12 protein-coding genes are annotated in these 16,236 nt (G+C 42.3%); all 12 read right to left on the bottom strand.

The features are described 5' to 3' along the window. Positions 1 to 3: 3 nt before the first annotated feature. Positions 4 to 1,002, bottom strand: coding sequence for a fasciclin domain-containing protein (locus R2Q66_RS18975; RefSeq protein WP_316751981.1), 999 nt, complete (start codon positions 1,000 to 1,002; stop codon positions 4 to 6). Positions 1,003 to 1,004: 2 nt separating this feature from the next. Continuing rightward, on the bottom strand, positions 1,005 to 2,330 hold the full coding sequence (locus tag R2Q66_RS18970) for a hypothetical protein (RefSeq protein ID WP_316751978.1): 1,326 nt from the start codon (positions 2,328 to 2,330) through the stop codon (positions 1,005 to 1,007). Positions 2,331 to 2,345: 15 nt separating this feature from the next. Further along, positions 2,346 to 3,434 carry a fasciclin domain-containing protein gene (locus tag R2Q66_RS18965; protein ID WP_316751976.1) on the bottom strand — a complete coding sequence of 363 codons (1,089 nt, stop codon included), beginning with the start codon at positions 3,432 to 3,434 and terminating at the stop codon, positions 2,346 to 2,348. Positions 3,435 to 3,438: 4 nt separating this feature from the next. Further along, positions 3,439 to 4,728 (bottom strand): hypothetical protein, encoded by a 1,290-nt coding sequence (locus R2Q66_RS18960; RefSeq protein ID WP_316751973.1) that lies wholly within the window; start codon positions 4,726 to 4,728, stop codon positions 3,439 to 3,441. Continuing rightward, positions 4,728 to 6,467 (bottom strand): DUF4397 domain-containing protein, encoded by a 1,740-nt coding sequence (locus R2Q66_RS18955; protein WP_316751971.1) that lies wholly within the window; start codon positions 6,465 to 6,467, stop codon positions 4,728 to 4,730. The genes R2Q66_RS18960 and R2Q66_RS18955 overlap by 1 nt, the downstream gene beginning before the upstream one ends. Further along, positions 6,467 to 9,907, bottom strand: a complete 3,441-nt coding sequence (locus R2Q66_RS18950) for a TonB-dependent receptor (protein ID WP_316751968.1) — start codon at positions 9,905 to 9,907, stop codon at positions 6,467 to 6,469. Before R2Q66_RS18950 ends, R2Q66_RS18955 begins: the two co-directional genes overlap by 1 nt. Positions 9,908 to 10,189: 282 nt before the next feature. After that, the gene (locus tag R2Q66_RS18945; protein WP_316751966.1) at positions 10,190 to 11,230 is read right to left on the bottom strand and encodes a FecR family protein; all 1,041 of its coding nucleotides are present in this window, start codon (positions 11,228 to 11,230) and stop codon (positions 10,190 to 10,192) included. A 55-nt stretch (positions 11,231 to 11,285) separates the two neighbouring features. Continuing rightward, positions 11,286 to 11,861 carry an RNA polymerase sigma-70 factor gene (locus tag R2Q66_RS18940; RefSeq protein WP_316751964.1) on the bottom strand — a complete coding sequence of 192 codons (576 nt, stop codon included), beginning with the start codon at positions 11,859 to 11,861 and terminating at the stop codon, positions 11,286 to 11,288. A gap of 131 nt (positions 11,862 to 11,992) precedes the next feature. Further along, a complete protein-coding gene (locus R2Q66_RS18935) occupies positions 11,993 to 13,591 on the bottom strand; it encodes a phage tail sheath family protein (RefSeq protein WP_316751962.1) in 1,599 nt (532 codons plus the stop codon). 30 nt (positions 13,592 to 13,621) lie between these two features. Then, positions 13,622 to 14,464 (bottom strand): GNAT family N-acetyltransferase, encoded by an 843-nt coding sequence (locus R2Q66_RS18930; RefSeq protein ID WP_316751959.1) that lies wholly within the window; start codon positions 14,462 to 14,464, stop codon positions 13,622 to 13,624. A gap of 53 nt (positions 14,465 to 14,517) precedes the next feature. Then, positions 14,518 to 14,856: a hypothetical protein gene (locus tag R2Q66_RS18925; RefSeq protein ID WP_316751957.1), complete on the bottom strand. Its 339-nt coding sequence runs from the start codon at positions 14,854 to 14,856 to the stop codon at positions 14,518 to 14,520. A 343-nt stretch (positions 14,857 to 15,199) separates the two neighbouring features. Then, a complete protein-coding gene (locus R2Q66_RS18920) occupies positions 15,200 to 16,207 on the bottom strand; it encodes a TlpA disulfide reductase family protein (protein ID WP_316751955.1) in 1,008 nt (335 codons plus the stop codon). Positions 16,208 to 16,236: the final 29 nt, after the last annotated feature.

The raw sequence follows: 16,236 nt of genomic DNA, 5'->3' as shown, positions 1-16,236 counted from the left end.
CCTTTATTGGGTGATTCGCAAAGCGCCATCAATAATATGTAATACACCATTTCCAGAAAGAATGTCTTGTTTAAGCAGTTTTACCTGACTGGTATTTCCGATTCCTTTCAGGGTAATTCCTTTAAAACTTCCAACGACACTTTCATCCGGCACCAGGGTCATCGTTACCGAATTACCGTCCAGCATCGTTTGCAGACTTGCATTAGAAGGTCCGCTGCTTAAAATATAATCGTAGATGAAGCGCCTGTCTTTCAAAATATGATAGTTTACGAAACGCTTCAGCAGGGCCTGATCAGTATGGCTGATTTGTTCGATACTGTGATACCCCATGGCCTGCATGGCGGTATTATCAGGTGCGAAAATGGTGAATGGACCTGCTTCATTAATCGTTGCTAAAAGACCCGAACTTCTTAAAGCCTGGGTAAAAAGTGTGGTGTTGGCTTCTGCAGCGATCGCATCACCCAATAAATCATGTAAGTATGGCGTCAGTACCCGGTTAACCACCTGAATCAATCCATTGGAAGCCGGAATATTCTGCGAGATTACCCGGGAACCATTCAGGGTCAGGATGGTATCCTGCCCTTTGATCCAGTGTGTGGCATACAGCTTACCTCCCCGGGAACGCAACTCCTGATTAAACAGGAAAGGGAGCTTGTTGAGCTCATACTTTCCGTCCAGGGTATGGTAGTTCGCAATCCGCGAAATGATGGTCGGATTGGCCGTCATGACACCTACCGCTCCTGAATACCCCGCAGCGGAAAAAGCGGCATCCGAAGGCACCAATGCCGTATAAGGACCCGAACCTTCCTGTAAGGACTTATCTAATCCACTACGTTTTAAGGCAGCGCTAAATGCAGAGAGGTTAAAGTTATCGGCAATCACCAGGTTGATCTTATTGTTATCGTATTCGTTCTTTTCCTGATCATCTTTACTGCATGATGTGCCCAATATGGTCAGCAGCATTAAAGAAAGTAAGGCGTTCTTTTTATATAAATTTGCCATGTTTAGTTTAATTTAAATCCTTTAGGAAAAATCAGGCGATCCACCACATGGATAGGTCCATTTAAGGTATTGATGTCAGTATCAATCACCGTTGCTGCCGGATATGCGGAGCCTTTTGCCTTCATCTGGATGCTGTTGTTTACTGATGAAAATTCGATTGGCATTTTATAGGCAAATTCTGCCGGTGGATTTCCCCCTGCATTCACCATGTAATCGTTCAGTCCAGCATGGAGTACATTGCCGTAGAACACCGTATTATTGGCGATCGCTTTATCACCACCAGTTGTTGCAGGCTGGAACATCCTTCCCCAGTCGCGGTGAAAGTTGTAAACCGTATCCATCGGATAACCACCCACTCCAGTAAACAAGTTCTCATCAAAGTAAATGGTACCTGCACTGCGCTCATTGAATTTCATCACATCGGCAAGCGTTTGAAATCCTGCTTGCTGAAAAGCTTCATCTGTTGGTGCAAACAAGGTCGATATCGTGATATTTGGCCCGATATACCCTTGATAAATCGGTTCATTAATGCCCCATCCAACGGAATACAGCTTTCTGTTACTGATGTAAGGCAGCACTTCTTCCGGCTCAGGTCTATAGCCGAAAAGCGGTTCCATATAATTGATCATGGTCTCGATATAACTTTCATCGGCCAGGCGCTGGGACTCCAGAAATATCGTAAATCTGCCATCCGCTTTTAAAGCTTCCAATATGGTTTTGGTTGGTTTTTCTATGGCCTTTTCCAGGACATACAATCCACCGTCGACCGCTGGAGCATAGTTCAGTTTACCGGAGTTTTTGCCATTGATCAGCAAAGATTCTCCTTTGATACCGACATAGTTTTTATAGTAATAAAGGTCATAGCGATTTACTCCTTCCCCTGTATTTTCATAATAAGGAAGGTAAAGACCCGGTTTCTGCAGCAAGGTTTTCACTACAAAATTGTCGACCCGCTGTTTCAATTCTGTCTGCGATACTATGCCAAGAGTCGTATAAAACATCATTAAACTATCCAGCTCTGCTACCGGCATCTGAGCGATTGCAGCAGCGCTTAAACCCGCAGCCTGCATCGCCGCATCATTTGGGGCGAAAACCGTATACACTACTTTGCTGCTCCTGGCTTTCAGGATCGTTTTGAGGTTACTTTTTTGCCAGGCACTATAGTATAGTTTTGCGGGAGATGCCGCTAACAATTCTTCTACGGTCTGTGTGGCTTCAGGTTGAAAAGGAACCTGGCTTCCTGCCGGGTCAGGTAGAAATTCGCTCTTGGTACAGGCGGCAAAAAGCAGCAGACCTGAGCATAAAATAACTGACCTTAAATTTCTCATATTCATCATGATGTTTTATTTTTTTATCGCTTGATCTGGTGTTACCATTGCATCGGCCAGGTGATGAACAAGCCCATTGCTACATAAATTGTCATTTTTCGCGACGATGTCGCTGGTCGCTGAGTTGATCAGATTACCCGTTGGTCCGTCTTGACGTAAGTTTAATCCATAACCGAGCTTAAAGGTGGGATATAGTTTTCCGCCTCCGAAGGTCATGTAATAGCTGCTGTTCTTTAGGTAATAATTAAAGGCGCCATTCGAATTGATCCTGGAGAATACCTGAGTATCGGACACAAAAAAGTGCCTGTCGTATAAGAGGTAAACCCCAAAAAGCAAGTCCCCCTGATATTTGCTGGCATCCATTTCATTTAAGGAAGCAGCAGTGATCCCTACATTTTTAAGGGCTTCATTATTGGGTGCAAAAACAGTAAATTCTGATGTTCCTGCCAGTTGATCCCATAAGTTGAACTTCTTTAAACCGCTCACAAACACGCTGTAATCCGGATGTCCAGCCAGCCAGGCTTGTACGGTTTTTTTGAAATTAGGTTTCATAACGTTATCCAGCACATGCAGGTTACCATTGGCCAGTACCACATCTTGTCTGATCACCTCAGATCCAGAGAAATACAATTCATTTTCTTCCCCGCCATTTGGGTTGGTAGATGCCCTGGAAACGTACAGATTCGCGTCAGATAAAGTGGCATAACGCACATCAATGCCATTGTTTGGAATGTCGCTTACTTTCAATTTACGAGGTATCAAATGATATCCAATCACCTTTTTTAAGCTATCCAGGTTCATTTTATCAAAATCCGAAGGGTTATAAACCCCCATCCTGTTGAATGCTTCATCGGTAGGTACCAATACCGTAAAAGGCCCTGCTCCATTCAGCTGATCTGCAAATCCTGTTTTTACAAGCGCGGCATAAAACAGGCGCATTTCATAGTTGTTCTTCACAAAATCACCTGCCGGACGGATGTTCTCATTCGGTACAGCAACCGTTAAATCCTCATGCTTACAGGATGCCAGCAATAAGATTTGCATTCCTATCGCCAGTATCATCAGCGTTTTACTTCTATATTTTCTTTTTTCTATGAAAGTCATATTCTTAATAAATTGGCGGTGCATATTTCCTTTGAACGGTGGTTAAATAAACCTTTCCGTTTACTATTTCAATGGTGTTTACGGTAGCGAATGTGGCAGGATTGTTGACTCCAGAGTGGATGTTGACCAATAGGTTAGGCAATATCGCAGCGTTATCATTGCTCTCCATTCTGATTTTACCGTTTCGCAGGCAATTCACAGAAACCCAGTTCCCACCATTATCGGTAGAGCCACTATAGAATGGATTATTAGCAATGTCCATTCCCGGCACAAAAAAGTCGAAGCGCTGCCAAATGTTGGTGCTGATGCCATTGGCTGATTTACTGGCCCAGATCGGGAAGCTAGAATAAGGGCTAACCGCCGGACTTTCGGTATTTAGCTTCACATTGGCGAAGTATTTCCCTTTATAACCCGGTACGGTAGGCGCTTGCGTACTCAATACTTGCTGATCTTCGAAAAGCGAGAGATAAACGTTCATGTCGTCCTTCATTCCCCACTGGAAACTTGCCAGCAAGAAATTGTCTTCTTTAAGCGACTTATCGGCCTGCCAATACCCTTTTGCGCTCATGTTATAGAAATTCACATAGGCCAGTGAGTCGGACAGCGGAAGTTTATGGAAGATCTCCTGACGCAATAGCACACCTGTCTTTTTACTCACAAAATCCTTCTGTAACAGATGCAGGGTATAAACTTCCTGATTGGTTAAATTGATGGTGGTATCAATCAGAATGTCCTTTTTAAGGTGGTTTTCCAATTGGAAGAAAGGCACGGTATTTTTAGGTCGGTAGGCAAACATGATGCGTACTTTTCCTGAAGGCACCTGTGCCCAGCTGCTCAAATCAAATCCGTTTAGAATCGGACCTACCAATACATTTTCTTTTCCGGGATACTCCGGATTGTTGATCGAAGTACTGTTTCCGATATGTGAAGGATATGGCGGTGCATATGCATCCCGCTGATCCAGAAAATCACCTACAATTTCTGCGCTTACCGGCATGCCGCTGGCATCGACTACCGGGTTGATGAACATACAGAAAAACGGCACTTTATTGTCCTTGCTACCCAGCGTTTGCACATAGTTCAGGTTGTTGAATACGCGCAGGTAGGCAGGTTCTTTAATTTTACTATATTCGACTTTTACACAACCCGAAGCCAATAGCAGAAAGTTACAGGCTAGCAGCCAGAGAAATGTTTTGTTCATTTGAAATAGCCAATTCTTTTTCATCAGATTATATTTTTTTATAGCGTAAAAGGCGATCATCAGCGGAGTCCTGAGGTTTTTTGCTGCTTTCATTATTTGTTATGTTTGACAATGATCATTTTTGCTTTGGTGGCTGCTACGCTTCCTGTGCCCGACTGCCCGATTAAGCTGACCGTATAAATCCCGGGTTCATGTACCGGCAATGCTCTTCCCGGCCGCAGGTACAGGTCTTTATTGGCGATAAAATCATCGCTTTTAAGCACCTCTATATCACTTGCCCAAATACCGGGAACCACGTTAGGCTTAGAGCGGTAAGCCATTATTTCATATGGGCTTTGCGCATAACTACTACTCACATAAGGACGTTCAAACAAAGGCACTCCCGGCTGAAGGTTGACGCCAGCATTGGGATTATCCTCGCCAGTGGCAATAGACTGGCCGTTATTCAGTGTAAACGTGAGGTATGGATTGCCCGTTGAAAGGTTTAAAAACCTTTTAAAGAAGAAATAGCGGTACTGATTTCTGGCATATGTAGCATCTTCCTGCGCAGGGCCACCGGTATAAGTTGCTCCACTCAAATCGTTGGCTACTATTAATAATTTAGGACTCCCCGCAGCATCCGGAGATAGCCAGGCGGTATAATTTTGCGCAGGACGAAGTACCTGTGATCCCGTAGCAATAACCTTACCTGAGGCAGCTACAGCTTCAATGGTATGTGTGCCCTGAATGAAATTGCTATAGGCACCAGCAGCGCCAAAACCAAGATCAGTTGCAATGGTTTTACCATCCACTCTAAAACTTACTTTTTCGGTGTTCAAGGCATTAACACCCTGGACCCTGAAATAGGTATTATTAACCGCAGCAGTATTGTCATTGAGTATTTGAAATGAATTCTGATACGTATCAGCAGTCTCCGAATTCTCATTGATCAGGTAATTAAAACGCTGTGGCGCGATTAAAATCGTGTAAATACCTCCAGGTTGATAGGTTTGAATCGGCGCATACGTTAAAGCGGTTGAGTTCATCATGTCCTTTGGAATCGTAGAAGTTGGCGGATCCAGGATCGTGTATGGATTCAATTCCGTACCAAGGGCAGGCATTTGTCGGCCATCTTCCATCAACACTTTAAACTGGTACGTGCCATAAGGCAACTCTACATACTCAGAAGCGAGATTAACTGAATTCATGTTACTGGTTTGCGTATTCACTAAAGTGCCATCCGAATAAGCCAGAGAAACGCGACCCGTTAAATCTTCCTGGCGGCCGCTGCTGTTGAAGGCGGGGTTTTTAATTTTACCGGCAAGGTTGACGATCCTGATTTTAAAATGATCCGGTTTTGAGGGTGCCGAAACCCCTCGTTTCACCGGAACTACGTCCGGCTGCCCTTCCATTGCAAAGGTTGGCATCAGGAAATAATCCGTTGGGTTGTTGTAATCATTTTTGATCTCGGTTTTGATATCATTCCCTAAGGAGGCTTGATAAGATCTGGTCATGAAGTCCAGCTTGACGACTTCCTGCGCATTAAAAAGGTTTTGCGGGATGTACCAGGTCTTGCTCAAATACCCGTTGACAGGGAAATACGGGGTTCCCGGTAATTTAACCGGTTGTCCAACAACCGGGCTTGGGGTGATAAAACTGGTCAGACTATCGCCATTGGCGATCACCTGATTATAAAGCGAAAGATTGATCACCCTGGCCGTAGAATTGGCGCGGTTCTCCGTTAACACACGGTTGTCTGCTTCAAAATTCAGCTTATCCTTTTTACAAGCCTGAAATAAGAACAATGCGACCAGGAAAAACAGGGGGAGGAATTTATATTTTAGCTTATTCATTATTTAAGAAGGTTATAGGTAAAGCCCAGCATAATTTCTGCACCACGGGTAAAACTGCGGTTGATGTATTCGTTACCGTACCATTTACCACCAGTCTGAGGATTTGCGTAAACAGTTTTTATAGCCGGATTCAGGATGTTCTTGGCATATCCTTTAAATTTTACGCTTTTAGTGATGCGCTGACTGAACACAAAATCCAATACTGGTACTGGTTGGGTGTACAAATCAGGTTCGCCGGTCAGGTTGATCTGCACCAAACGCTCTCCGACCATGTTAAAAGTCATGGTTAAATCAGTACCCGATTTTGGATTTTCATAGTTTAACCAAAGGTTGATAGAATACGGTGCCTGTTCAAAAAGCGGAGAGTTTTTTGGCGTATAACGATCCAGGGAACGGATGGCTTCATAACGCTCCGGTGTTTTTTTGATGTCACTCTGTGCCAGTAATAAGTTAGAGCCGAAGTAGAAGTTTTTCAAGGGATCATATAAAGAACCAAGGCTTTTCACGACCTCTAACTCCAATCCCCATACCCTACCTACGTTCGGATCGTTCTGAAACTGGATGGTTGGAAACTCCGGGTAAGTGGCTGCTAAACCTGCGGTTTGCAGACTAAATACCTTTACCAATTGGTTTTCGATACGTTTACCAAAGGCTGAAACCGCCAGTACTTCTCCTTTTTCCGGGAACCATTCCCAGCGGAAATCCAGATTTTGCGTAGATTGGTTTTTCAGGTTTGGATTACCAACCACCAATCCCATCTGGAAAGCATCGAACTCAAACACATTGGTGATTTCCCTTAACTCTGGTCTGGCCAAAGTGGTATTGTAAGCGGTCCGGAAATTCATGTTATCGTTCAGGGTGTAAGTGGCGTTTACCGAGTAATAAGGTTTAAAACCAGTCTTGTATACGGAATTAGGGTTGATTGGATTCAAGGGAATCCGTCCACCGTTGGCACCTCCGGCAGTTAATGAAGGATCTAAGAATACGCCGGCGGTATCTACTTTCGATCCGATATTAGTAGTTTCAAAACGCACACCCCCTGCAACACGTAGCTTTTCAGTGATTTTCAGATCTACCATCCCATACAGGGCATTGGTTTCAAAATAGCCGGTATAGTTGTTTGGAGACTTCTGGGTATTGTATAGGAAACCACCGACAGGCATCATGCCTTCGCCCTGATTGGCTGAAGGCAGCTTCACTCCGATCACCTGGTTACTTACTAATCGATTCAGGTCGCCCTCCACATCGTACAGTGGGATAGACTTATAAGTAGTGAAGTTAGAACCTGGCAAGAACAACTGGTTCTCGGTGAAAGTGCGGTCGCGGAACAGGTAATTTACCCCTGTTTTAAACTGCTGGGTTTGTCCGAACAATTTAAAAGGAATACTCAGATCTGCTTTATAGTTGTAATTTTTCTCATCCAGGTTACGCCATCTACGTCCGTTTGGTTCTGCCTGCATGATGCCATAAGGACCAAATCCATTCACATAACCGGAGGTTAAAGCGTAAAGATGTTTCGTATAGGTAAGCCCTTCAGAAGTACTTCCGGCGCCAATCCCTGGTCTCGAGTACCAGCCGCCGCCTCTTGGCATATAGTCTACTAAACTGGCGAAACGGAAATCCGGATCGTTTTGCTTAGACCTCGAGCTGGCCACATTATAGCTTAAACGAGGCGACATTTCTGTGTCCAGAAATTTATGCTCTCCCTGTAAATTGAAAGTATTCAGGTTACGAAAAGTCTGTTTTAGCGAATAAGTAGTGGTATATACATCGCCGGGTAAGCCGGTATATTCATAACGGCCGTACAGATTTGTTGCCTTGCTTTCTCCTCCCCAACTGCCCAGATACTGCATGCTGATTTCGTTACGACTGTTAAAACGGTAAGTTAAACCTGCCAGCGTACCGTAATTGAGCGTTTCTATGCCTGTGTTTTCTTTATAGGTCTGGTATTTACCCATGTATAGACTGTTGGGCGTGATGTAGTTTGGGATATTCCGGGGACTATATACATCGGGGTTACCAGTTACGACACCTTGATAGATACTGTATTGGGTTAAATCTCCCCCCGAAATATCGGTGATGCGCCGGTAGTAATTCCCGCCAAGGATCAAGCCTATTTTGTGCTTTTTAAACACATCGAAGCTATTTCCATAAGTTGCAGAATACAACTGATTTAAGGGCGCTTTTTTATATTGGGTAGTCATAACCGGATCAAAAGACTGCATGATGCTATTGATGCGATTGACTTCCTGATAAGCGTTTGGACTATAATTACTGTTCGCAATCATGCTTTGAATAGATCCCAATCCATCAGGATACTGCTTCGCCAGGTTCTTAAAATCAGTGCTTAGGTTTTTGTCTTTGATCTTTCCACCGAAGGTTCCCATCTCACTGTTCCAGAAGCTATTGTATTGACCATTTAAACCTACATTTGAATTCAATCCGCTTTGCGCGATAATTTCAAAGGTCTCCTTTTCAGGAACAGATTTGGTTTTCAACTCTACAATACCTGCAGCTGCGTCGGCAGGTTTATCCGGGGTCACTGTTTTATAAATGGTAATGTTGTCTAATAAAGACGCGGGTACTAAATCTAAAGGAATAGTACTGCGGTCCGGATCTGAAGAAGCCAGTCGAACGCCATTTAGCTGCCCGATCACACTCCTGTCACCCAAACCACGGATGGCTACATATTTATCATCAGTTACTGTTACGCCCGATACGCGTTGTAAAGCTTGCGTAGTGGTAATACTTCCGGTACGTTCAATCAATTGAGAAGAAATCGCATCCTGTATCACCGAAGATTTCTTTCTTTCGTCCAATACGGCAACTTCTGTATTCGCTTTCCTTCTTGCCTGTACCGTTACCTCATTCAAGGCATTGCTGGAAGCAGTCATGGCTATATTCAGGTTAGCGCTGTTTTTATCAATTTTAACAGTTCTGGTATGGTAGCCCATATAGCTGAATACCAGCGTCACTTCCATATCCGTAAGGCTCAGGCTAAAATTACCATCTACATCAGTGGAAGTTCCGCGCTGCTGGCCTTTGATCTGGATAGATACTCCGGGTAAACTTTCTTTGTTTGCAGCATCGGTTACTCTACCCCTGATCCTTTGCTCAACGGGGATCGCTTCAATCACCACATAATGTGCCACCACTTTATACCTTAGACCAGAATTGGAAAGCACATTTTTGATGGCTTCCGCAACGGTCATGTCATTTGTATTCAGGTTTACTTTTTTTGTACTAATGTCCAGCACCTTCTGTGGAAGCAGAAACTTAACGCCAGTCCGGGCTTCAATAAGAAGCAGACTTTCTTTAACGCCTATTCCTTCCAGCTTCAGATCTACCTTGCGGTTCAGATCCTGGCCGGTTACCGTGTTGGCATACAGCATGCCTACCATGGTCAGCTTAGTAAACAACAGGACAAATGAACATCTCATCAGCAAATAAATTATTCTTAAAAATCTGGAACCACCGGGTTCCTCCAAAAGTGAAGGATTAGCTATTGATCCTTTTTGCATATATTTGAATGTTATACGTGTTAAAATGCCCTCCGGGCTAATAATAGGTGTATCAGCCGGTTTCCCGGCTTTCATTTCATCCTGCCTCTGTGTCTTCGAAAACTAATAAGGCAGGAAGAATTTAATGAAGCGTTCCCTCTAGCCTTCCAGGGCCATTGGGAACGTTTTGTTTAGTAGCTAATCTGTCATAACCGCCTTTCCTTATTTAATGATGATGTTTTTACCTTGTATCTGATATTTGAAATGTGCACCGGCACTTAAAACCCGAAGGGTTTCGTTTAGAGGAATATTGTCCTGAAGGGTAACGGTGACCACTGTTTTTGCTTTTTCGGGAGATTTGAAGCTAAAGCTTACATCATAGGCCCGTTCCAGCTGTGCTGCGATTTCCTCAATAGTCTGACTATTGAAAACCAGCCTTGAATTCTTCCATCCCTGGATATCTGCAACCTTCACATCGCTGGAAACAGCCTGGTCATTTAAGGTTTTTAAACTGAGCTGCTGTCCGGGGGTTAATACTGCGAGTTGTTCTTTCCGGCCGTTATTGATCCGGTCTACCCTTACTTTTCCCGTAGCCACCTGCACCCTGAATGGTCTTCCCGAAATGGCATTCACTTTAAAGGAAGTTCCCAAAACCCGGGTGCGGATGTTTTTTGTTTGTATAATGAAAGGCTGTGCAGGGTTCTTTGCTACTTCGAAAAAGGCTTCTCCCTTTAAGGATACGCCCCGGATGGAATCTTTAAACTGTTCCGGATATTCCAGGCTGCTCTCTGCCCCCATGTAAACGATGGTTCCATCGGTTAAGGTGATCGTTGCCCGCTGTCCTTTTACCGTAGTAAATGTTTTTATGGACAACTGAACGGTTTCGGCTTCTGTAAGCGCCTTATCCTTAACGTTGTTAAAGGTATAGATCCCAATACCCAGAATGATCGTGCTCCACACTGCAGCATATTTTAGAAAGTTATTCCTTCCGAAAAAGCCTTTTACAATTTTTGGCTGATTACCTGATGTAGCCGGTTTACGCTGTTCAAATTTCGATTGCCAGCTGCTGAGCTGCGCATCGTATACGACAGGTGCCTTAGTTGCGCGCTCCCATTCTGCTTCAGATTCCTCATCGATCAGTTCCTGTAAAATTTCCAGGGTACCTGGTCTCTCTAAATACCCACGTACCAATTCCAGCTCGCTGGAAGTACAAGTATCCTTCAGGTATTTTTTTAGTAGTTTTTTATCTATGGGGTGTTGCATATCCTGGCTCCTTCAATAGGTATAGCGCAGAAAATGAGGGATAGGGTGAATGGGTTTAAAAAAATAAATTTACGTTCAGGTATTCATGTAAACTTTTACGCAGGTGGTTCAAAGAATAGCTCATATGACTTTTCACGGTATTGGCGGAAAGGTTCAGCTGATGCGCGATCTGTGGATAGGTCAGATCTTCTTCCCTGCTCATTTCATATACCTTGCGTCGCTGTGGACTCAATTCATTAAGTTTTTCCTGGAAGCAGGCTTCAATTTCGGTATAGATCTGGTTGTGGTCAGCATGTCTGGAATCAGGCATGGTTTCTTCATGATAACCTTCCAATGGCTGAGTAGCTAAGGTCTTTTTACGGAAGAAGCTGATCACGCTGTTGCGTATCGCGCGAAAGAGGTAGGCTTTTAAGTTCCCATCCGGACAAAAATCCAGGTGTCGCTTTTCCCATACCCACATCATCAGGTCCATCACCAATTCTTCGGCAACTTCCGGATCACGCACATATTTTAAAGAGAGCGAGTAAAGCGGTTTAAAATATCGCTGAAAGATGAAGTCAAAAGCTTTATCATTTCCATTGCAACAAGATTTCAACAGCTGATGGTCTGATAATTCACTTAATTCTTTCATAATCTTCCTGAATCTAACGGTGGTAAACCTAGCAGGAAGAAATAAGCTTATAGTTAATGTGGAGTTATGTGATTGTTAACTTCAGCAAAACGCATGATATAGCTGACGAAAATTATAAATCGCTGTTCAAATTAGGACTGTTGCAGCTGTTGCTGGAAGGTAACAACGATAAACTCAGCTGGTCTTACGATCGCTACTTTTAATGTAATGAGCATTTTACCATCTAAAATATCCGTTGGAGTCATGGTAGAGCCAAGTCCAATCTGAACATCAAAAGCTTGTTCCGGGTTTGCCCCTGCCAGAGCACCTTGTTTCCAGAGATTAGTGAGAAAGGTGTTCACCATCGACTTTACCGTCAACCAGGTATTGGCATTATTCGGTTCAAAAACATATGCCCTCAGCGCAGCCTTTATTGACTGTTCTATCATAATCAAGGTTCTTCTCACATTGATATACCTCCAGTCCTGGCTGTTTCCATCTAAAGTTCTAGCTCCCCAAACTAAGGTACCAATCCCTTCGAATGGAAGGATCACATTGATCGATTTTCCGGTATAAATATCTATATTAAAACACTGCTGGGCTTCGCTGGAAATTTTTACAGTAGGTGTCTTCACGCTATTCAGTGAGTAATTAGCCGGAGCTTTCCATACTCCCCTTGTATTGTCTACCATCGTATATAAACCAACCATAGCACCACATGCCGGCATCTTATTGAAAAGATCTCTTGCCTGATTTAAGAGCATACGATAAAATGGGCTGGAAGATTTTAAGGCCAGATGGTGTGTTTTATTAAGGTTAAAAATGGCTAGCTTAGTCTGATCATAGTCTTTTTTATCTTGTCTAAACGAAACAAGCTGTGCTTCAAGTTTAGTTTTCTCGTTTTGATAATTAACGAAAATTTCCGCCAGCTCTGCTTCTAGAAAAGTACTCAGACTTTCCGGGAGATTTTCAAAAGTCAATTCATCAGCATCAACAATTACAGTATTTAGCCATGGATAATAGGCTGCTCCATAATTCAGAAAATTAGTACCAATGCTTGTTCTGAACTCCTCAAGCACCGCATCAGGGTTTTCATTAGCGCTGTGATTCCTTAAATCAAATACAACAAAACAGCTTTGCATCGCTGAACAATGAATAAGTACTTGCTGATAAATATCATAGGCAGCCTTTCCCAGTACAATGATATCAGGTATCACGATCAGGGTCGGTAACGGTTCATTTTTAAGGAGGTCAAAAGGACTTTCCGGTAGTTCATCGCTGGGTTTAAAATCCCTGTCGGAAACCTTTATGCCTTGAGTCTTTCCACTATTATCTCCAGGATCGCCATAAGTACCAATAGACAAAATCACACAAGAACTACCACCATTTGCATAAAATAATCGAATGCTATTGTAAAAATAGAGTTCATGATCCTCCTCATAACACAAGGTGTAATCCTGAGTACCAAGCTTAAATTCCTGAACTGATTTCAGGTTAGTGATATGATCTGAACTACCCGCTGAATCCTTTTTCTGTACTAAAAACGAAGGCTTAAATGCGCCACCGAAACTTTCAATATATTCGGCGAATGAATTAATCTTAGTAGGGATACGGATCAGGGATTTACCAGCTCTTTCCGCTTTGAAAGTATAGCCGATAAAAGCAGGGATAGCGGTTTCAACTGCCACTGCAGAATTAGGGAAAGCATTTTCTTCCACGATGTAAACACCCGGTGAACTGTAATTTGCCATAAGAGCGTTTCAGATTAAATTATAATTACATCAGACCATTCTACTCATTTCAAACTGTGTTGTTTTTTTACAAAGCCCAAGTCCTTCTAAAAACACGGTGGCAGAAACAGCCGTATCATCTACATTATAAACATAGACTTCCTGTTGTTCAACAACCTTATAAATATAAGAAAATAACTGACTACCAACTCCTTTACCCCGATAAGCCGGGGCAACGGCAAATTGATTTACTTTTCTTGATGTTGGATTAAATATGGCATAACCTACCAATAAATCATCGAGATAAGCCCCTATAATCCGACCATGTGCTTTGCTATTTTCCAGGGATTGAATATCATTTTGCCAGGATGGAAGCGTATCCCAAAAAGCGATGAACTCCGGCCATTTAAAGCTGTCCATTTCTTTCAGAGAAGCGATCTGGTTAGGCTCCTTAACCTGAATTTTCCCTGAATAGCAATTCAGCGTTCTGGCCACAGTATAGCCCATTTTCTCATAGGCCTTTATGGCAGGATGGTTTCCGGTGATCACTTCCAGCACCATCTGCTGTACTTTTAGCTTCTTCAATTCAGGCAGCAGATGATCATACATTTTCCGCACTAAACCTTTACCCCGGTAATCTGGAATTACCCCTGTAGCACCATTGTAAACAGTTAATCCATTAGGAGTATCCCTTAATCCATGTAACATCACAGCAACCATCTGATCGGCATCAAAAACACCAATAGATAATTGAAGCTTAATATCTTCTGCAGCAATTTTAGACTTCAATTGATCCAGGGTCAGCTGTAATGGCACGATATAATCCGAAAATGATAAATTGATTACCGCAACCAACTTTTCAAGATCCAGATTTTCTAAATTTTTTATTTCCATATTCATTAGCAAGGAACACAAAAATAGAAAAAGCCCCTTATTAAAATAGTTTTTTAATTTATCCTGACAAAAATCTCTGGATCCAGCTCAGAACATACTACGGTCAGCGTATCACCGACCATCAGGGCATGCTCTTTATTAACTATATGCTGGGTCCAGATTTTACCATTAGCCGGATAAGAAAACACAGCATAGGGCGTTTGTCTATTCTTACTGTGTCTCACATACAACTCTGTCACGACTCCATCTACCTTAAGTTCGTGTCCAAACAACTGACTATCAACAAATAAATTATGCAAGAAAATCACTAAACCAGCAGCTGGTATGCAAACAAACAATCCAAACAAAATCGATTTCAACTTTTGCCATTTACCATGGTCAAGCCAGATCATATATAGCGCATACAAAGATCCCAGCCCGATTATACAGAGCCAGGTAACCATATTAAAACCATAATAACGATGGGAATGAAAGATCCCAAGGTAAGTACAGATCAAAAGGAGAAGCAGGATTACCCAGGACCAGATTATTTTTAATTTCGAAGCAGGCTTTCGGTTAGATCCGTAAAAGACATCACCCTTCATAAATAAATTTACCTTTCATTATATTCTCAGCATCTTATTAGTTAATCAGGGCAAGTATAATTAATAATCAGCAATATTCAACTGGTCTGAATGATTATTTTGAGATTCTCCAGGTGGCTATCGCCCTACAGATCAAAACTAAACAAAGGCATTACATCTGTTGATCTAAAAAATCATACAATTTAGTACCTACCAGATTTTCAGCGATAATCTTTCCATTCGGATCTATTAAATAGTTTTTTGGTAAGGAATTTACGTGATAGATACCTCTTGAAACACTATTCTGCCAGCCATTTAAATCAGATACATGTTGCCAATTTAATTTATCTTTTTCAATGGCTTCCAGCCAATTTGCTCTTTTCGTATCTAAAGAAACACTAAGAATTTCAAACCCTTTTTTATGAAAAGCCATATAAGCCTTTACCAAAGCCGGGTTTTCGGCTCTGCAGGGAATACACCAGGATGCCCAAAAATCCAGTAAAACGTATTTCCCTTTATAATCTGAAAGGTTAATACTTAGCCCATCTGGATTTAGCTGCGTAAAATTGGGGGCAGATTTGCCCATTAAAAACCTTGATTCTAATACCTTTAAGTCGATAGACCATGAATTTTGGTTATAAATTTCTGGCACCATTTGATGTAACCTTACAATTTGATGCTCAGGTAGTGTATACAGGTAAGACAATAAAAACCTGGTTCCGAAAGGAGTTTGTATATATTTTTCTATGCCCTTTACCAATAATGTCGTGTCATTTTTAACCTCCCTCAGTTCCTTTCGGGCTGTTTCAAAGCTTTCCCGAAAACCTTTATCCTGAATATCAAATGTTTTCAAGAGTGTATCTAAAAACCTGATTTTTACGTCCTGAGGTATAAAATCAAAAGATCGATTGTATTTTTCCCCATCATGTGTCATCTGAAAACTATACAGCTCCAGTCCTTTTGCAGTAGTTTCAAAAGAAAATTTGCCGTTTTTTATAATGGTCTCTAAAACTGGAGGTGTTTTTAAACTGGAAGCATTAGGAAGGATAAGGTACATCCTGATCACCTTGTTATCCATTCGTTTATCAATTTCCCCATGAATGACGAAACTCTTTTGTGCGATTAAAATATTAGGAAATATTAATAACCAAAGCACGCAAACGAACTTGAAATTCTTCATATTATGGGCCGATTAAATTAATTGAAATT

It is taken from the genome of Pedobacter gandavensis, from assembly GCF_032677645.1.
Classification (GTDB): domain Bacteria; phylum Bacteroidota; class Bacteroidia; order Sphingobacteriales; family Sphingobacteriaceae; genus Pedobacter; species Pedobacter gandavensis_A.
The sequence above is the reverse complement of the archived record's forward strand: the minus strand, read 5'-3'. Positions and strand labels throughout refer to the sequence as shown.